The 16,907-nt window shown below is 64.7% G+C and carries 17 protein-coding genes and 1 tRNA gene; 5 read left to right on the forward strand and 13 right to left on the reverse strand.

Annotated elements, in window-relative coordinates:
* Positions 1-34: 34 nt before the first annotated feature.
* Positions 35-439, reverse strand: a complete 405-nt coding sequence (locus tag MUH00_RS18360; protein WP_247001106.1) for a DUF5830 family protein — start codon at positions 437-439, stop codon at positions 35-37.
* A gap of 97 nt (positions 440-536) precedes the next feature.
* Here MUH00_RS18360 and MUH00_RS18365 point away from each other — a divergent pair, with 97 nt between their 5' ends.
* Positions 537-1,289, forward strand: coding sequence for a VTT domain-containing protein (locus MUH00_RS18365; RefSeq protein ID WP_247001108.1), 753 nt, complete (start codon positions 537-539; stop codon positions 1,287-1,289).
* Positions 1,290-1,479: 190 nt separating this feature from the next.
* Here MUH00_RS18365 and MUH00_RS18370 read toward each other — a convergent pair whose 3' ends face one another.
* Positions 1,480-1,641, reverse strand: coding sequence for an HVO_2523 family zinc finger protein (locus MUH00_RS18370; protein ID WP_247001110.1), 162 nt, complete (start codon positions 1,639-1,641; stop codon positions 1,480-1,482).
* Positions 1,642-1,765: 124 nt separating this feature from the next.
* The gene (locus MUH00_RS18375; RefSeq protein WP_247001112.1) at positions 1,766-4,879 is read right to left on the reverse strand and encodes an adenosylcobalamin-dependent ribonucleoside-diphosphate reductase; all 3,114 of its coding nucleotides are present in this window, start codon (positions 4,877-4,879) and stop codon (positions 1,766-1,768) included.
* A gap of 441 nt (positions 4,880-5,320) precedes the next feature.
* Between MUH00_RS18375 and MUH00_RS18380 the strand changes: the two genes are divergently transcribed.
* The gene (locus MUH00_RS18380; RefSeq protein ID WP_247001114.1) at positions 5,321-5,503 is read left to right on the forward strand and encodes a hypothetical protein; all 183 of its coding nucleotides are present in this window, start codon (positions 5,321-5,323) and stop codon (positions 5,501-5,503) included.
* A gap of 156 nt (positions 5,504-5,659) precedes the next feature.
* On the opposite strand, the gene trpG is transcribed toward MUH00_RS18380, so the two are convergent.
* Genes trpG through trpD form a run of 4 tightly spaced genes read right to left on the reverse strand, consistent with a single transcriptional unit; the run spans position 5,660 to position 9,729 of the window.
* Positions 5,660-6,340: an anthranilate synthase component II gene (gene trpG, locus MUH00_RS18385; RefSeq protein ID WP_247001115.1), complete on the reverse strand. Its 681-nt coding sequence runs from the start codon at positions 6,338-6,340 to the stop codon at positions 5,660-5,662.
* The gene (trpE, locus tag MUH00_RS18390) at positions 6,337-8,031 is read right to left on the reverse strand and encodes an anthranilate synthase component I (RefSeq protein ID WP_247001117.1); all 1,695 of its coding nucleotides are present in this window, start codon (positions 8,029-8,031) and stop codon (positions 6,337-6,339) included. Before trpE ends, trpG begins: the two co-directional genes overlap by 4 nt.
* Positions 8,028-8,696 carry a phosphoribosylanthranilate isomerase gene (locus tag MUH00_RS18395; RefSeq protein ID WP_247001119.1) on the reverse strand — a complete coding sequence of 223 codons (669 nt, stop codon included), beginning with the start codon at positions 8,694-8,696 and terminating at the stop codon, positions 8,028-8,030. Before MUH00_RS18395 ends, trpE begins: the two co-directional genes overlap by 4 nt.
* Before the next feature lie 4 nt (positions 8,697-8,700).
* Complete coding sequence (trpD, locus tag MUH00_RS18400) at positions 8,701-9,729, reverse strand: anthranilate phosphoribosyltransferase (protein ID WP_247001121.1); 1,029 nt, start codon at positions 9,727-9,729, stop codon at positions 8,701-8,703.
* Between the two features lie 186 nt (positions 9,730-9,915).
* Here trpD and MUH00_RS18405 point away from each other — a divergent pair.
* A tRNA-Val gene (locus MUH00_RS18405) sits at positions 9,916-9,990 on the forward strand.
* A gap of 673 nt (positions 9,991-10,663) precedes the next feature.
* On the opposite strand, the gene MUH00_RS18410 is transcribed toward MUH00_RS18405, so the two are convergent.
* The 3 genes from MUH00_RS18410 to MUH00_RS18420 all read right to left on the reverse strand — a co-directional run bounded on the left by MUH00_RS18410 (position 10,664) and on the right by MUH00_RS18420 (position 14,151).
* Complete coding sequence (locus MUH00_RS18410; protein ID WP_247001122.1) at positions 10,664-12,286, reverse strand: hypothetical protein; 1,623 nt, start codon at positions 12,284-12,286, stop codon at positions 10,664-10,666.
* 115 nt (positions 12,287-12,401) lie between these two features.
* Entirely contained in the window at positions 12,402-13,226 is an 825-nt protein-coding gene (locus MUH00_RS18415) for an ABC transporter ATP-binding protein (RefSeq protein ID WP_247001124.1), read from the reverse strand.
* A gap of 388 nt (positions 13,227-13,614) precedes the next feature.
* Positions 13,615-14,151 (reverse strand): GNAT family N-acetyltransferase, encoded by a 537-nt coding sequence (locus MUH00_RS18420; protein ID WP_247001126.1) that lies wholly within the window; start codon positions 14,149-14,151, stop codon positions 13,615-13,617.
* Positions 14,152-14,465: 314 nt separating this feature from the next.
* Between MUH00_RS18420 and MUH00_RS18425 the strand changes: the two genes are divergently transcribed.
* Both MUH00_RS18425 and MUH00_RS18430 read left to right on the forward strand, forming a co-directional pair.
* A complete protein-coding gene (locus tag MUH00_RS18425) occupies positions 14,466-15,230 on the forward strand; it encodes a DUF8081 domain-containing protein (protein WP_247001129.1) in 765 nt (254 codons plus the stop codon).
* 83 nt (positions 15,231-15,313) lie between these two features.
* Positions 15,314-15,454: a hypothetical protein gene (locus tag MUH00_RS18430; protein ID WP_247001131.1), complete on the forward strand. Its 141-nt coding sequence runs from the start codon at positions 15,314-15,316 to the stop codon at positions 15,452-15,454.
* A gap of 121 nt (positions 15,455-15,575) precedes the next feature.
* Here MUH00_RS18430 and MUH00_RS18435 read toward each other — a convergent pair whose 3' ends face one another.
* The 3 genes from MUH00_RS18435 to MUH00_RS18445 form a co-directional block, all read right to left on the reverse strand.
* Positions 15,576-15,761, reverse strand: a complete 186-nt coding sequence (locus MUH00_RS18435) for a hypothetical protein (protein WP_247004090.1) — start codon at positions 15,759-15,761, stop codon at positions 15,576-15,578.
* A 115-nt stretch (positions 15,762-15,876) separates the two neighbouring features.
* Positions 15,877-16,584, reverse strand: coding sequence for a peptide-methionine (S)-S-oxide reductase MsrA (gene msrA / locus MUH00_RS18440; protein WP_247001133.1), 708 nt, complete (start codon positions 16,582-16,584; stop codon positions 15,877-15,879).
* 115 nt (positions 16,585-16,699) lie between these two features.
* The gene (locus MUH00_RS18445) at positions 16,700-16,879 is read right to left on the reverse strand and encodes a hypothetical protein (protein ID WP_247001135.1); all 180 of its coding nucleotides are present in this window, start codon (positions 16,877-16,879) and stop codon (positions 16,700-16,702) included.
* Between the last annotated feature and the right edge of the window lie 28 nt (positions 16,880-16,907).

A 16,907-nucleotide genomic window follows, 5' to 3' on the forward strand; every position in this document is an offset into this window, starting at 1 on the left:
TCGTCTCGCGGCCAGGATTTCGCGCCTCGGCGCGTCACTCCCGCCCGGTCACCTTTCGAATACAGGACGACCCGAACGGGCCGAGTTCTCCGGCGTCGAGTTTGATGAAGTGCCCCGTGGAGAGTCCGGAGCCACAGCGCCGACAGGAGAACTCCCCTTCTTTCGTGACGACGTCCCGCTCGAAGCTGACGTACTGGCGGCTCTTCGGGCGGACGATACCGTCCTCTCGCTCGATGATGCCCCGCAGCTCCGCCCGATCGAGGATCGTCCGCGTCACCGTCGGGTCGCTGGTGACGGTTTCGATCCGATCGACGACCTCGGCCAGCGAGAGCGACTCGTGTTCCAAGCGTTCGAGCAGCGCCAGTCCGAGTTCGACGCGATCGTCGGCGGTACCGTCGCCGGCGTCGGGTCCGGCGGCGTCCTCGCGGTCGTCGGCCATCGGTTCGTGCTGTCGCGGCGGAGCGAATAAACGTTGTGCCGTCCGCCGGTCGAGAAGAGGCACAAAAGCTTCAACGGTCGAGAGAAAACTCCGACCGATGGTACGGACGTCGCGTCGGGCGATCGCGGGTTTGGTCGTGATCGGCGCCGTCGTCGCCGGCGTCCTCGTTTCGCCGGCCGCGACGGCGGCAGCGGTCGCGTCGATCGCGGCCGACCCGCTCCTGTTCGGACTGGTCGTGGCGGGGCTCTACCTCGTCCGACCTCTGTTCGCGTGGCCGACGACCCCGCTCGCCGCCGTCGCCGGCTACGGCTTCGGCGTCGCACTCGGCGTTCCGATCGCTCTCGTCGGCGTCGTCGCGACCGTGATCCCGGTCTTTCTCGCCGTCACGTGGGTGACGATCGACGCCGACGGAGCGGCAGCTAAAACTGGCCCGACCACCGATTCCGGGAGACTGTCGACGGCGATCGCCGGACCAGTCGAGCGGCTGTTCGAACGCACCGGCACCGCAATCGATCGCTATTACGAGACCGCCGGCCCGGTCCGAGGCGTCGTCGCGTCGCGACTCGCACCGATTCCGTCCGACGTCGCGACGGCCGCGGCCGCGATCGCGGATGTTCGACTTCGCCAACTGGTGGTCGGGACGGCGATCGGCGAACTCCCGTGGACGATCGCCGCGGTCGTCGTCGGCGCCTCCGCCGCGACGCTGTCGACGGACGGTCTCGCTGGAACGAGCGTCGCGCTCGCGATCGGCTGTGCCGTCGCCGCCGCGCTCCTGCTCGCCGGCCCCGCGTACCGACTGGTTCGATCCGAGCCGCAGTCGACGGAGTCGCCTACCCCGTCGGACGCCTGACGATCGGCCGCCTCCCCGGCGAGGGGAGCCGCGGGTCGATTGGCGACGAGCGCCCGCTCGACTTCGTTAGGTCGGACTCGAACCCTCTACTCCTCGGTTACCTCGCGCTCGTCGAGCGTTCGTTCTCGACCGCGTACTAGCCCCGATCGGTTGGCGTTCGGTTCATGGCGGGCGCCGCGCAGTCTACGCGTCACACCCAAAACGTGTCGGAACAGTCGTAGACGACGCCGTGTTGCGGACAGACGTACTTGCAGTGGCGCTTGTACAGCGGCCGTTCGCACCGCGGACACGGGCGTCCACCGGTGGATTCGCCCCCTCGATCGGCCTCGGGTGTCGTCCCCTCGTCGGTCATCGACGGTGTGTTCGGCGCGGGAACTGCTAAGTGCTTGGAAAACCGCAGCGGCGGAGCAAAATTCGGCGATCGATGAGCGACCCCGAATCGGCGTTACCGCCGGTTAGACAGGGCCGATCGGCGCTCAGCACTCGCTCCAGCCACAGGATTCGCACGTCTTGCAGCCTTCGGAGAAGTACAGCGACAACGCGCCGCAGTCCGGACACTCGGGCGACTCGCCGGCGTCAATGAGGTCCTGCGTCGCGTCCTCGTTCGATCCGCTCTCGGCCGCCGCGCCGCCGTCGGTTTTGGGTCCGTCCTGTTCGATCGACGTGGCGTCGGCCGACTCCTCCAGCGTCTGTTGGGTCGGATACGGTTTGTCGATCTCGTCCTCCAGGTACCGGCGCATCGCGGTGCCGATCGCGTCCGGGATCGACTGGATCTGTTCGCCCTTGTCCCAGGCGACCTTCGGGCTGCGAGTGCCACAGAGTTCGTCGACGATCTCGTCGGGGTCGACGCCGGAGCGCAGCGAGGTCGAGATGACCTTCGCCAGCGCCTCGGTGAAGGAGTTCGTGAAGCCGCCGGAGTGGCCGATGTTCGCGAACAGTTCGAACGGCTGGCCGGTCTCGGGGTCCTCGTTGATCGTCACGTAGACCTTGCCGTAGCCGGTGTCGATCCGCTGGCTGACGCCCTGGAGCGCGTCGGGCCGCTCGCGTTTTTCGGTGAAGTCGACCTGAATCGGCTCGCGGTCGTCGTCGGCCAGCGCCGTATCGAGATCCTCCTCGAGTACGTCCCGGACGTCCTCGCTCTCGAGGAACGCTTCGAGGCCGCCGAAGATCTCGTCGATCTGCTCGACCAGCGCCGCCGCGGCTTCGGTTTCGTCCGCGAAGTCGGTGTTGTCGGCGCGCGTGGTCAGCACCTGCTTGCTCCGCGTGCCGTCGCGGTAGTAGGTGACGCCCTTGCCGCCGTGGTCGTAGACCCACTCGAAGACCTCCTTGGCGTCCTCGAGCGTGGAGTCGTTGGGCGCATTGACCGTCTTCGAGATGGCGGAGTCGACGCCCTCCTGGCAGGCACACTGGACGGCGGCGTGGTCCTTCGCCGAGAGGTCGCTGGTGATGACGAACAGTTCGCCGATCGCGTCCGGCACGGTCGACAAGCCTTCGACGCCCTCGAACCGGTTCGTGGCCATCTGCTCCTGGGCTTCTCGCTTGACCTCGTCGACGTCGATGTCGTTGGCCTCCAGCACGCGCAGGAAGTAGTCGTCGAACTCGACGAGCATCTCGTCGCCCTGCACGTCGTCGGTGACGTTCTTGTAGTAAGCGACGTTGTAGATGGGCTCGCAGCCGCCGGTCGTATTGCCGACCATCGACGTCGTTCCCGTGGGCGCGATCGTCGTCACGTTGTGGTTGCGGATGGGGAACCCGTCCGCCCAGTCGCCGGCGTCCTCGCCGGTCTGGTGTTCGAACCACTCGCGGTACTCGATGGGGTCGGCGTACTTCGAGTCCGCCCAGTCGTTGAACGAGCCGCGTTCGAGCGCGAGTTCATGGCTCGTGGCCTTCGCCTCGCGATTGATGTGGGTCATCAGCTGGCGGGCGACCTCGTTGCCCTCCTCGCTGCCGTAGCGGATGCCGAGTTGGATATACAGCTGCGCGAGCCCCATCACGCCGAGGCCGATCTTGCGCATGTCCCGGACCTTCTGCTCGATCTCGGGGACGGGGAAGTCCGACATCGTGACGACGTTCTCCAGGAACCGCGTCCCGTACTCGATGCGTTCGTCGAACTCCTCGTAGTCGATCGCCCCTTCGAGGAAGGCGTCGACGGCCGCCTCGAACGAGTCGTACTCGTCGGCGTGCTTCTCGCTCCAGACGCGCCAGTCCGGGGCGTCTAGGTCGGCGAGCGTCGAGAGGTTGATGTGGCCGAGATTACAGGCTTCGTACTCTTCCAGCGGCTGCTCGCCGCAGGGGTTCGTCGCGAGGATCCGGTGGTCGTCGTGCTTTTCGACGTCGAACGAGTGTTCCTTGTTCACGCGCTCGAGGTAGATGACCCCCGGTTCGCCGTTTTCGTGGGCGCCCTCGACGATGCGCTCCCAGACGATCTCCGCGGGGACCGAAAGCTCCTCGCCGACCTCGACGTACTCGCCGAGGCCGTAGCGCTCGTACATCTCCTTGGTCTCCTCGGTCGCGACGTGGGGCTCCTCGGTGCGCGGGTTGGTGAAGGTGTACTCCTCGCCGTTCTGGAGCGCCGCCATAAACTCGTCGGTGACGCCGACGGAGATGTTGAAGTTCGAGAGGTGGCCCTCGACGGCGTTGCGAAGGTGTTTGGGGACCCGGCCTTCGTCGTCGATGAGGTCGCGAGCCTCCTCCAGGGCCTCGGCGAACGAGGTGTAGGTGTAGTCGTCCGGATCGTTCAGCCGGAGGCAGTGAGCCAGGGAGACGTCCTTGTTCTTGGCGTGGATGAACTCGATGACGTCGGGGTGTGAGACGCGCATGATGCCCATCTGGGCGCCGCGGCGCGTGCCGCCCTGCGCGATCGTCTCGCAGAGCTGGTCGTAGGTCCGCATGAAGGTGATCGGACCGGAGGCGATGCCGCCGGTGGAGCCGACGGCGTCCCCGTAGGGGCGCAGCTGCCAGAACCCGTAGCCGACGCCGCCGCCGGACTGGAAGACCTCGGCGGCCTTCTTGGCCGTCTCGTGGATGTCCGAGAGGTCGTCGTCCGGGCTCATGACGAAACAGGCCGAGAGCTGCTGGAGTTCGTCGCCCGCGTTCATCAGAGTGGGCGAGTTCGGCATAAAGGAGAGCGTCTCCATCCCCTCGATGAACGTCTCGGCGACGTCCTCGACGTGTCCGCGGACCTCGTCGGGGAGCTCCGGAACGACCGTGTCGTAGGCGAACTTGGTGACGTTCTGCTCGGTGAGCGTCGTCTCAGCGTCGTCCTCGATCGAGACCCCTTCGCCGAACACGTCCTCCGCGAGTTCGTCGCGCCGCGGATGCTCGGGCTTGAGCTGGTCGGGTGTGACGGTGAGCTCGAGGTCGTGCTTCTCAGCCTCGTACACCGCTTCGGCCAGCGCGATGTTCTTGCCGACGCGATCGAAGAGGTCCTCCTGCTCCTCGACGAGTTCGCCGTCGGCGTCCTTCCGCAGATAACGGGCAGGAAGGATGTTATGATACGCGTTGGCAGTCATGCGCTCCTCCAGCGTGTCGCCGTCGGTGCGCTTGATCGGGAGGGTGAGGTCCTCCGCGGAGAGTTCGGATTCGCTCATGCGCGGCCCACCTCGTCGCTATCCCGACGTTGTGCGTCGATTCCGATCGGGGTCCGGGTCCTGAGTTGCATCATTCGTGACGAAGGTCTGGTATTCATGCATCCATCATAAAACGTGGTGATGTTACGCTACTTTGCTTGTAATAGTGCAAATGTGGTTGTACAGATATCTCTGTGTCCTGTCGTGGTTCGTTCGGAGGACGACCGTCGAAACGGGCGTCTCCTGTGTTGTTAGACACTACGTGGCCGACGGCCTTAACGATTTTCAGAGCCTCCTGAAAGTGATTTCGATAAAGAATATCCGCCACGTCTGCGAGTGGTTTTCTCTTTCACGGCGCCGAACGGCCGGCGAACCGTACTGATCACCAATCGTGAGAGTCATCGGATCGGATCAGTCAGGCTACCCAGAAAGATTACGTTCTTTCGGTTCAGTACCTCGGATATGGAACCGTTTACCTCCGGAACAGGGATACTCCTCGTGCTGGCCGTGCTCGCCGCGGTCGCCGTCGCGATCGTCGCCATCAAGATCGCGATCAAACTGGCGATCCGCGTCGGCATCGTCGCCGCGATCGTCCTCGTCGCGCTGTACGCAACCGGGACGCTTGAGTTGCTTCCGGGACTCTGAGCGATCGGCGACCGGTCACCGAAGTTCGATTGCGGTGCAGATCGCTGGCAGTCTCGTCCGTTCCGGCGCCGTGGGCTCGATCGCGCCTGAAACGCTTCTACTTCTGAGGTCCTTCCGAAACACCGGCGATACCTCGGGGCGTGGCCCCGTTACGGTTCACGGAACGCCCGCGATCGAGTCGAGGAAGTTTTCGATCACGTCGTGACCCGCGGCCGTGAGGACGCTCTCCGGGTGGAACTGCACGCACTCGATCGGATACTCCCGGTGGCGAACGCCCATCACGAGGGTTTCACCGTCGTGTTCGGCCGTCGCCGTTACTTCGAAGCAGTCCGGCACCTCGGTCGCGACGAGCGAGTGATACCGACCCGCGCGAAAGCCCTGTTCGAGGCCGTCGAAGACGCCGGCGCCGTCGTGCTCGACCGCCGAGGCCTTGCCGTGGATCGGCTCCGGCGCCCGGCCGACGGTGCCACCGTACTCGTAGACCGCGGCTTCGAGGCCGAGACAGACGCCCAGGGTCGGCACCTCGGGGCTGACGTCGCGGAGCACGTCTCTCGTCACGCCGACGTCCCGATCGTTCTTCGGGTGGCCGGGGCCGGGACTGACGACGATCGCGTCGGGATCGACCGCCCGGACGTCGTCGAGCGACGCCGTGTTCTTCAGGATCTCGGTTTCGGTTCCGGGGAGCTGGCTGACGTACTCGACGAGGTTGTAGGTGAACGAGTCGTAGTTGTCGACGAACAGGACCCGGAGGGCGTCCACCGCTGCCGTCCCGGCCGCGGCGTGGTCGTCGCCCGTCTCGTCTCGCTCGCATTCCTCGTCGGCCAATCGGCTCCTCATCGGCCCACCTCCGGGTTCGACGCGATCGGTTCGTCGTCGGCCCGCTCGCCCTCCGCGTCGTCCTCGCGCTCGATCGCTTCGAGCGCGGCGAGGACGCCGCCCATCTTTTTCTCGGTCTCCTCGTACTCCGCGGCGGGGTCGCTGTCCGCCACCAGGCCGGCGCCGGCCTGGACCGTGATCCGATCGCGATCACGTTCGTTCTCTACTGCTGCGGTCCGAATCACGATCGCGAAATCGGCGTCGCCGCACCACGAGTAGTAGCCGACGCCGCCGCCGTAAAGGCCGCGGGACTCGGTTTCGAGGGCGTCGATGATCTCCATCGCCCGGATCTTCGGGGCGCCGGAGAGCGTCCCGGCGGGGAACGACGCCCGCGTGGCGTCGAACGCGTCGGCGTCCGCAGCGAGTTCGCCGGTCACCGTCGACTCGATGTGCTGGACGTGGCTGTACTTCAGGACGTTCATGAACTCGTCGACCCGGACGGTTCCGGGCTCGGAGACGCGGCGGACGTCGTTTCGCGCGAGGTCGACCAGCATCGTGTGCTCGGCGCGTTCCTTCCCGTCGGCCAGCATCTCGCCGGCGAGTCGCCGGTCCTCGACGGGGCTCGAGCCTCGATCGCAGGTGCCGGCGATCGGGTTCGACATGACCTCCCGCCCGCGAACGGAGACGAGCGTCTCGGGACTCGCGCCGACGACGGTCAGGTCGCCGTGCTCGAGCAGGTACATGTACGGCGACGGGTTCACGTCGCGCATCGCCTCGTAGAAGCCGAGCGGATCGACCCGCCCGTAGAGCTCCCGCGTGCGGGAGACGACGCCCTGGTAAATGTCGCCGTCGAGGACGTGTTCTTTGGCCCGGCGGACGCTCTCCTCGTACTCGTCTCGCTGGCCGGCGATCTCCTGTTCGCGGACGAATCCCCCGGTTTCGGGGGGTTCGGCGCCGCGGAGCGTCTCCGCGACGGCCGCAGCTTCGGCGCGCAATCGATCGTAGATGGCGTCGGGGTCGTCGCCGGCCTCGATCACCGGCGTGAAGATCAGCGAGATCGTCTCCTCGCGATCGTCGAAGGCCAGCGTTTTCGTCGTCAGGACGAACTGCGCGTCGGGGAAGCGCGACTCGGGTCGCTCGAGGCCGACCTCCTCGAGCCAGAGGTCGTAGACGGCGTCGTAGGCGAGAAAGCCGACGAGTCCTCCTTCGAGGTGCTGGCGGTCGTGCTCCGGCAGGTTGGCGAGGCGAACGTCCGGCATCGCGCCCCGGAGCGTATCGACCGTATCGCCGTCGACGCCCGTCTCGATCAGGTCGATCGGCGCGTTCTCGGAGAGCGCCTTCACGGTCGTCCCCTCGGGACCGACCGTCACGACCGCTTCGGGGTCGTACCCGACGTAGGAGAAGCGGGCGTGGCGCTCGGCGTCGGCGGAACTCGGCCGGAACGCGCCGTCGGGATCGCTCGAGGCCGTCTTCTCGGCGCTCTCGAGCAGGAACGCGTACGGCGATCGGTCGCGATCGCTCGACGGCGATCGGCCGGTGAGCGCGGCGTAGGCGGCCAGCGGCGTCGTCTCGACGTCGAGGGTGGTGACGGCGCGGACGACCGCCGGGCGATCCTCGCGGCCGCCCGCGTGTTCGCGGAAGGCGTCGCGATCGATATCGAGCGGCGGGGCGTCGGGAGCATCCGGAGTGTCGGACGTATCGGAGTCGGTCATGGTGATTCCGGGCGGAGCTGGCGATCGGCGGTCGTCGCGCGTTCGACGAACGATCGGACCGCGTCCGGATCCTTGGTTCCCCCGTCGCGCTCGACGCCGCTTGCGACGTCGACGGCGAACGGCTCGACGGTGCGGACGGCTTCGGCGACGTTCTCGGGGGTCAGCCCGCCCGCGAGGATCAGCGGCGAGTCGAGGTCGGCCGCGATCGTCCGGGTTCGATTCCAGTCGTGAGTCTCGCCCGTTCCCCCGCCGCCGTCCTCGCTCGTCGAGTCGACGAGCAGCGCGTCGGCGACCTCGTCGTAGCGCTCGACGGTCGCCACGTCGGCGGCGCCCTCGGCGTCGATCGCGAACAGCACCGACGCGGCGACGCTCGATCGAACTTCGGCGAGTTCGTCGGGATCGAGGGTGCCGTGGACCTGTACCGCGTCCGGGCCGACCGCTTCGACGAGATCGATCGCCGCCGCGGCGCTCTCGGGCATCGTGACGAGGACGCTCGTCACGAACGGCGGGACGGACGCGGCGAGCGTCTCGGCCCGCTGGGTCGACACCTCGCGGGGCGTCTCGACCGGCACGTCGCAGACGATCCCGACGGCGTCGGCGCCCGCGTCGACCGCGATCGCGAGGTCGTCGTCGGTCGTCAGGCCGCAGACCTTCACTCGCGTCATCGAGTCATCGTCCCTCCGCCTCGACGGTTTCGGGCGCTTGGCCGGTCCGGAGCAGGTCCAGTTTCGCCGCCGCGTCGCCGGACTCGATCGCCTCGAGCGCGGCGTCGGCGCCCGCTTCGAGGGAGTCCGCCTCGCCCGCGACGTAGACCGCGGCGCCGGCGTTCGCGAGGATGACGTCCCGTTTCGCGCCGGTCACGTCGCCCTCGACGATGCCGCGGAGGTCGGCCGCGTTCGCTTCGGGCGCTCCGCCCGCGATGTCCCCGATGTCGTGTTCCTCGAGGCCGAGGTCGGCGGGTTCGATCGCGTAGGTCTCGACGTTCTCACCGTCGACCTCCGCGACGGTGGTCTCGCCGTGGATGGCGATCTCGTCCGTCCCGGCGCCGTGGACGACCAGCGCTCGCTCGGTGTCCATGCGGGCGAGCGCGTTCGCGAGGACCGGCGCCAGGTCCGGGTCGTAGACGCCGACGACCTGGGCGCTGGCGCCCGCGGGGTTCGTCAGCGGTCCGAGCACGTTGAAGATCGTCCGCATCGCGAGTTCCCGGCGCGGGCCGATGACGGCCTTCATCGCGGGGTGGAACGCGGGCGCGTGCATGTAGCCGATGCCGCGCGCCTCGATCGATCGCTCGACCGCGTCGGGATCGGCGTCGAGCCTAACGCCGAGTTCCTCGAGCACGTCGGAACTGCCCGACGAGGAGGAAACGGAGTAGTTGCCGTGCTTGGCGACCGGCACGCCCGCTCCCGCGGCGACCATCGCGCTCGTCGTCGAGACGTTGATCGTGTCGTAGTCGTCGCCGCCCGTCCCGCAGGTGTCGACCAGCGGCTCGCGATCGGGCTCGATCGTGCGGGCGGCAGCGCGCATTCCCTCGGCGAAGCCGGCGATCTCGGCTTCCGTCTCGCCTTTCGCGCGAAGTGCGGCCAGGAGCGCGCCGATCTGCGCCTCGGTCGCGTCCTCGAACACGGCCGCCGAGGCCGCGCAGGCCTCCGTCTGTGTGAGATCCTCCCCGTCGGTAACGCGTGTGACGTACTCCTTCATAGTGGACACCAATGTACGTTGTTGTCTTATAATGCCCAAATCAGTACATCACCTTAAGGTTGTCGGAGGGCCCGTGGTTCGGACTCGCGTACGGCGCCCGATTCGAAACCTTCAATTACGGTGGCCGGCAACGAACGAGTGCAGACAACGTGGCGCGATGCGCCGCGGATGCGAGCGAAACCAGGCGGGTTGGTGGTCTAGTCTGGTTATGACACCTCCTTGACATGGAGGAGGCCGGCAGTTCAAATCTGCCCCAACCCACTACTTCTGTCGCGAGCAAATTCGCGAGCGACAGGATCGTGACGGTAGGGAGATTTGAACTAGACGAGTCGCGCACAGCGTAGCGAGCACGTCTCGGCGAAGTTCAAATCTGCCCCAACCCATTTTTGACGACGCAACGACGACAAGCGGAGCGAGGAGTCCTCGTTGTCAGGCTCTGTTGAAACCCTATTCTTCAAATGTATTTGAGCGCGAAACGTACGCTCACTACACATGCGCACTGACCAGCCGAACTCGGTTACAGAAGGTCTTCAAATCCCGATCGTTTCTACGGTCAATTACCAAATCGATCATAGATTTGATGGGGGATTCCACGGTGACCACTTTAGCGAACGAAACTCTGGACAATAACCGCAATAGCGAAGAGAGTTCCGCTGATGAACGTAAAGAACCCACCCCAAAAGAGACCGACTGCCGTATCAGCGTACAGCGAGTACAGACCCATCGCTGCTATCCACAGCATCAGCACACCGAGAACCAACACCGCGCCCCCATCGTTGAGAGGGTTCATGGTGAACAACGACCCGAACGCCACGGTAGCACAACCGCACCCACGTGTACAATGAACGCGAATATCGACTCGAGTGGAGTACCCCGTCCTTTGTCGATCTCTTATCCCCCTGTGTCGCGCCAGTGGTATAGCACTCGTGCGCTGTCAGTGCAGTTCGTGGGTCTCGAACCTTCGTATCGCTCCACGATAGGCGCGCCAAGCGACCAGTAGTCCACCGAAAACCAGCAGTATGCCGAATCCACTCCGGAAGGCAGTGAGCGGGAGCCCCTGAATTGTCGCGCCAGCGTCGTTCAGCGACGACGCGAGGGTGGTGAGTACTCCTCCGCTGGCGACTAATCCGAGAATGAATCCCGGAATGTAACCGATCCCAGAGAGCGCCAGCCTCACCAACTCCGGTGCTGCCACGAGTCCAACCAGCGCCGCGCCGGGAAGCCACATCAACACAACGTGAAGCACACCCGCGAGCAACCGGGGTGGTCGTACTCCGTCGCTGTTGCCGATGCGGATGGCACTGTAGCGCGGGAACCACATCCCGACTATCGGTGCGAGTGTCGTCCCGACAACGGTGAGGAAGCATCCGATCAGTGTCAGCGCTATCGCCGCCAGTAGTCCGTATCCCCCTACGAGTGCCGTCACAAGCGTGACAACGGTGACGACAGGCGCGAACAGCAGACTCGGGGCGATGAGTCCGCGGACGAACGCCCGACCCGAAACGGCGGTCAGGGTTGTCGGCAGGACGGCTCCCTCGTCGCCGAACGGGTTGAGACCGAACGCAGCGCCGGCGGTCCACCCAAGCAACACGGCGATGGCTGGTCCCAGTATTGCGAGCGAGCCGGACCCCTGTAGCATCATATTCACTAATGCTGAGCCGCCACCGAATACCGGGATCAGCAGGAAGTTTAACCGCTGAGGTTCCCGACGGGCTCGCAACAGAGACCATTCAGCAACGTGACGGGTTGGACCGGTGATGAACGGGACGCCGAGGGGGCTGATGGCCCGCTCAAGGGCTCGCTGATCGCCCTCCGTGCGGGTGGAGACGGAAGTTTTGCCAGTATCAGAAACGGTGATCGACTCGCCAAACCAGAACGAGGTGGCAATACGCTCGGAAAGCCAGCTTCCACCGATGAGCACCACGCTAACCGCGACCACTCCCCCGAGAGCGTGTGTCGATGACCAGCCGATGGGCGTGCCAACCGCCAGTAAGTCTGCGAGCCACCCAGTCGGAATCACTCCGAGCGTGGCTGGACTGATCGAGATAGGCAGTTGCGGTACTTGGAACAGGAAGTAGATGCCGAAAAACAGCATCACAACCGTCCCGCCCAGCACGCCCTTGTGACGAGCAACGAACGGCACGTTGGCCACAAGCCATGCAGCACAATACCCCAGCAGGCGACCGGCCGTAACCGCGCTGGCGACGTACAGACTGCCGACCAGCGAGACTGCCAGAAGGGTCAGTGGTGCACTGAAGGCGTATGCCCCGGAAATGGCGAGGAGGAGGCCGACCGGGAACACATACGTCAGCACTCGCAGGCTCTCGGCGACGATGCCCCCGACGACGGCGGTTCTAGGTGAGACGGTCGTCAGCACGAACGCATCGGCGACCGGTTTACTATGCGCCGTCGTCGTCCGCTGCGCGAGCATGAACGTCCCAAACACCCAGAGCATGGCGAGCGTTCCTCTGACGATCCGATTTATCGAGAACTCTGGATCCGTCCCCCGGAGTTCCGGAACGAACAGGACCGCGAATCCCGTTAGCAGGAGCGTCATGAAACCTACACCGCCAGCCATCAAGATCAGCCGACCAGTGTCTTCCCGAATCGCCCGGACAGAACGCTGATAGTCGAACCAGCCCATCCGAATGGCATGCCCGAGCCAGCCCGATTCAGCCATCGGTATTCTCCTCAACGACCCTCTGGTCAGCGGTATCGGCGGCGCTGGCCTCACTGTCCGTCTCTCCTGCGGTGCCGCGCTCGTCGGTCGTGAGTTCGAGGAAAGCATCCTCCAGCGAGCGCGTCTCACCAGTCTCTGCGCGGCGTTCGAGATTAGCGGGCGAACCTTCAGCGACCAACTCTCCATCGTAGAGGATTCCGACCGTGTCAGCGACCTCTTCGACAACAGGGAGGATATGCGTCGAGAGGAAGACGGTCGTTCCCGCGTTGGCGAGTTCCGTAATCATCTCCCGGAGCGTCCGTGCAGCGCGTGGATCCAGCCCGGACGTGGGTTCGTCAAGGAAGACCACATTGGGTTCGTGGAGGACGGCCTGTATGTAGGCGGTTTTCTGCCGCATTCCCTTCGAATAGTCCGCGATCCGCGTGTCGGCATCTGCCGTGAGATCCAGTTTGTTGAGGAGTACATTGATTCGGTCACGTGCCGCTTCCGCGGGGAGATCGCGGAGACCGGCGGCGTATTCGAGCTGTTCGTAGGCCGTCGCGTGGTCGTACAGTGGTGGTTCCTCGGGTAAGTATCCGATGTGGGTGCGGAGGCCGTCTCGGTCCGTGATCGAGACGCCAGCAACGGAACCGGCTCCCTTGGTTGGCCGTGTAAGCCCGGTTAACATTCGCATCGTCGTGGTTTTCCCTGCGCCGTTCGGCCCAAGAAATCCGTAGACCGATCCACTTGGGATAGAAAGATCTAGACCACTGATGGCGGTAGTCTCGCCATATTGCTTTGTTAATCCTTTAGCGAAGACAGCAGGTTGATCGTTCACAGGATGGTGTTTTCATACGTACATTATAACCTTTCTTGTGACAGCTTCCGAAGATAGTGAACAATGCATATCCTGTACTGACCGTAGAGCACTCAGAATACGTCAGCTGTTGAGGGTTTCAACAGAACCCGTCGTCAAAAATCGTTACGGGCGATTTAAACTAGACGAGACGCGCGCAGCGTAGCGAGCACGTCTCGGCGTGGTTCAAATCTGCCCCAATCCATTTCTAACGGAACAACGATCGACGAGCGCAGTGTGGCGCGCCGCGCCACGGAACAGCGAACGGCGAAGCCGTGAGCGTCTCGACGAGGGTCATCCGGTTCGATTGATCCGAAGTGACCAGATGGACGGGATGACGCACGCTGGAATCGAACCAGCGGACCAAACGTTATCGACGCTGTTGCCACTCAGAGACGAGTAATCCGTACGAGATACAGTCGTGGTATTCACCATCGACGAAATCTTGCTCTCGTTGCCTCCCTTCCTCGACGAACCCGATCTTCTCCAAAAGGTGTCGGGCTGGTTCATTAAACTCGATGACCTCTGCTACGAACTTGTGAAGCCGACAGTGGTCAAACCCGTACTTGATGAGCAGTTTGGCAGCCTCGGTTCCGTAGCCTTCGCCGGAGTAGTCCGGATGTATCCAACAACTTGGTTCCGCAACGCCTGCGGTCTCGTTCACCTCTGAAAATCCGACTAAGCCAACGGGCTCCGCCTCAGTGGTGACGAGGAAGCGAACGGTGGACGATGATTCCGAATCCGGAGAGAAGATGGAGCGAATTTCGTTCAGGGAGTATGGTCTGGATGGCTGCATCGTCTTCCAGATCTCGGAAGAGTTGACTGTTTCGTGGATGAACTCCACATCTTCTTCTTCAACCGTGCGGAGCGACACTGAATTACCGATAAGAAAGGCTGGCTCGGACATGAACTACGTCGGCAGTAGCTTCGCTTAACGATTGTGCGTTCTATATTCTGAGACCACGTTACCGCCTCCCCAGATACGTTCGCGTGTCTTCGTCGGAGATGTTCCTCTTGTCGCTGTCGTAGCCAATGACGATGTCTTCGAGGGCGATGAGTGGCGGGCGTTCTCCAGCCAACTTGGTTGACCCCCTCGATCGTCGTTCGATCGAAGTGACGATCACGACCGATCGATGCCTATGGAATTGCCGATCGCCACGTTCAGATACCCGCCGTGAGAGGTGTACGGCGTGCTGCTGGCGCCGAACGACAGTGATCGCGATGGCTCGTGATAGGGATCAGACGAATCTGACGCAGTTCGACGGCTCCGACGATCGTTTCGACACCACGGCCGATCGATCCTCCGACGAGCCGTTCGTCCTCGAGCTCAAATCGAGCGCCCGGGAGCGAAACAGCGCGGTCGAGGCGATCGCAAGCGACCGGGGACGGCTGCTCGAGTGCGACTCGCGGGCCGATGCGGAGTCGATCGCCGCGCGATGTTCGGAGAGGGGCAAGGTTCGGGTGCGACTCCAGGCCGTCGCGCCGCAGGACGAGACGCCGGCGGACGCCTACCTGGTAGCCCAGCCCGAGCGACGCACTGCGACGCCGATCGATCCCGACGCCGAAACGTGGCGATTCCAGCCGGCGGCGAACCAGTACGGGGCGATCGGGCAGGCGCTCGTGACGACGCCGCGGACGAACCCGCCGGCGCTGACCTACTACGTGCGGGAGGATCTCGGTCTGGAGGTGGACGAGGTGCGGGTCCGGCTCCGCGAGCCGTCGCTCGTGACCGAGCGGCTCGCCGACGGGCGGCGGGCGAGCTGGCTCCCCGACGTCGTCGCCGAGGCGGTCCGCGAGTCGACGGGGGCGACGCTCCGCGAGTACCACTGCGAGGTCAAGACCGGCAACGCGTCGTTCGAGCGCGACCAAGTCGCGGTCATGGAGGCGAAAGCCGACGAGCCGGGCGTCGCGGTCCTGAAGATCCGCGTCGCGATCGACGACGTGCCCGAGGAGTACGGGATTCGAATTCGCGACGTATCGCCGTGAGCGACGGATCCGGGAGCGGGGTCGATCGCTCGGGTGCACCCGCGCGACGAACGCTTAAGGCCGTTCCCGTAGTATTATAGATCATGACATACAAACTACGGTGCGACAGCTGCGACCTGGACCGCGAGGTCGCCGACTGGGCCGACGCCAACAAGTACGCCAGCGACCATGAGGCGGAGTTCAGCGCGCACTGGGTGAGCATCCACGAACTCCAGCACGCCTAACCGCTCGGTATGCCGGGTTTTGAGTGCCCGATCGCTTCTTTTGCTCGCAGTATCGGCTCGAATCGATCTGCACGGTCGCAGCGCCCGCTATCGTCACTACCGGTAGCGCCGCCGACGGCCCTTAAACCACGGCCTGAACCCAGTCCGCGGTGACGAACTTGTACCGACACCCCTCGCAGAGGGCGACCTCCACGACCTCGTCCGTCGCCAAGTAGATGTGGTACCGGCTGGTCGGGAGCTCTTCGCCACAGTTCGCGCAGATCGTCGTCATCTCCCCATCGAGCAAAACTACGATAAGGAGTAGCATAACTTCTCACCCCGCGCCGTGATCGTTCTCCGCCGATCGGCGCTCCCCCGAAGACAGCTGTGTCGATCGATCCGACGCAGCGACGAATCCGTCCCGCGCCGTCTCGGATCGCCGATCACTCTCGAGTCGATCGATCGGCGCGACCGTCGATCCCGTCGATTCGCCGCCGGAGTTCCGACACGACGTTCGGCGGCAGGTCCAGTCGAGCCAGCCACTCTCGGTGTCGCTCCGGGTCGCCGTGGCCGGCGACGAACCCGTTGAGCCGCGCGACGACCGCCGAATCGACGAACGAATCCCCGTAGAGGGCCGCGAGTTCGTCGCCGACGACCGGCGTCGATCGCAGTTCGTACTTCTGGTGGTACGGTTCGGCGAGGGTGAACCCGTCGAGGGCCTCGATCGCGGTCTCGGCCGACGTCCCGGCCCGCTCTTCGAGCGCCGTCCGCCGCCTCCGGGCCGTCTCGAACTGGTCGTCGTCGTGCGCGAGGACGACGCTGCGGTACTGGCGCTTGTGCGTCGGCGACGACCAGGCGTGATTCGACCAGAAGACGTCCAGCAGATCGTCGTAGGACAGCGCGTCGGGATCGTACTCGACCTGGACGACCTCGGTGTGGTCGCCGAGCGAGTAGTAGCTCGGATCCGGCGTCGTGCCGCCGGCGTACCCGACGCGAGTCCGGACGACGCCCTCGATCGCGCCGAACCGGGCGTCGGGGCCCCAGAAGCAGCCCATGCCGAACGTCGCCGTCCTCGTCTCGTCCGGTTCGGGACCTGCCTGATCCTCGGCGGCTGAGGGGGCGAGCGCGGGCTCGCGGTTCGAGTCGTCCATACTTCCTTCAGGGGCTGCAGCCGTTTGCGTCCTCCGCTCTCGAAAGCGTTCGTCGCGGCCGTCGCGGTTCCGACCGCCGATCGTCGTCGATCGCCGGTGATTTGTCACCGATTGACTACAGCACGAACGACGCGATCATCGCGAGGACGAACAGCGCGGCGACGATCGAAAGCGCCTCGTATCGGTACCCGGAGTCGCCGTCGAGGTCGGGCGTGCCGAACGCGACGCCGAGAAGGCCGCCGACGGCGACGATCAACACCGCGATCGCGTAGATCGAGTACAGGATACTCGCCATGTGATAGCGTACGGCGTCCAGTCCCGTA

It is taken from the genome of Halosolutus gelatinilyticus, assembly GCF_023028105.1.
Classification (GTDB): Archaea; Halobacteriota; Halobacteria; order Halobacteriales; family Natrialbaceae; genus Halosolutus; species Halosolutus gelatinilyticus.

What these genes read in the sequence shown, in the direction of transcription:
- MUH00_RS18360 (WP_247001106.1), bottom strand. Translation starts at nt 439, where the DNA reads ATGGCCGACGACCGCGAGGACGCCGCCGGACCCGACGCCGGCGACGGT.
- MUH00_RS18365 (WP_247001108.1), top strand. Translation starts at nt 537, where the DNA reads ATGGTACGGACGTCGCGTCGGGCGATCGCGGGTTTGGTCGTGATCGGC.
- MUH00_RS18370 (WP_247001110.1), bottom strand. Translation starts at nt 1,641, where the DNA reads ATGACCGACGAGGGGACGACACCCGAGGCCGATCGAGGGGGCGAATCC.
- MUH00_RS18375 (WP_247001112.1), bottom strand. Translation starts at nt 4,879, where the DNA reads ATGAGCGAATCCGAACTCTCCGCGGAGGACCTCACCCTCCCGATCAAG.
- MUH00_RS18380 (WP_247001114.1), top strand. Translation starts at nt 5,321, where the DNA reads ATGGAACCGTTTACCTCCGGAACAGGGATACTCCTCGTGCTGGCCGTG.
- trpG (WP_247001115.1), bottom strand. Translation starts at nt 6,340, where the DNA reads ATGAGGAGCCGATTGGCCGACGAGGAATGCGAGCGAGACGAGACGGGC.
- trpE (WP_247001117.1), bottom strand. Translation starts at nt 8,031, where the DNA reads ATGACCGACTCCGATACGTCCGACACTCCGGATGCTCCCGACGCCCCG.
- MUH00_RS18395 (WP_247001119.1), bottom strand. Translation starts at nt 8,696, where the DNA reads ATGACGCGAGTGAAGGTCTGCGGCCTGACGACCGACGACGACCTCGCG.
- trpD (WP_247001121.1), bottom strand. Translation starts at nt 9,729, where the DNA reads ATGAAGGAGTACGTCACACGCGTTACCGACGGGGAGGATCTCACACAG.
- MUH00_RS18410 (WP_247001122.1), bottom strand. Translation starts at nt 12,286, where the DNA reads ATGACGCTCCTGCTAACGGGATTCGCGGTCCTGTTCGTTCCGGAACTC.
- MUH00_RS18420 (WP_247001126.1), bottom strand. Translation starts at nt 14,151, where the DNA reads ATGTCCGAGCCAGCCTTTCTTATCGGTAATTCAGTGTCGCTCCGCACG.
- MUH00_RS18425 (WP_247001129.1), top strand. Translation starts at nt 14,466, where the DNA reads ATGGCTCGTGATAGGGATCAGACGAATCTGACGCAGTTCGACGGCTCC.
- MUH00_RS18430 (WP_247001131.1), top strand. Translation starts at nt 15,314, where the DNA reads ATGACATACAAACTACGGTGCGACAGCTGCGACCTGGACCGCGAGGTC.
- MUH00_RS18435 (WP_247004090.1), bottom strand. Translation starts at nt 15,761, where the DNA reads ATGCTACTCCTTATCGTAGTTTTGCTCGATGGGGAGATGACGACGATC.
- msrA (WP_247001133.1), bottom strand. Translation starts at nt 16,584, where the DNA reads ATGGACGACTCGAACCGCGAGCCCGCGCTCGCCCCCTCAGCCGCCGAG.
- MUH00_RS18445 (WP_247001135.1), bottom strand. Translation starts at nt 16,879, where the DNA reads ATGGCGAGTATCCTGTACTCGATCTACGCGATCGCGGTGTTGATCGTC.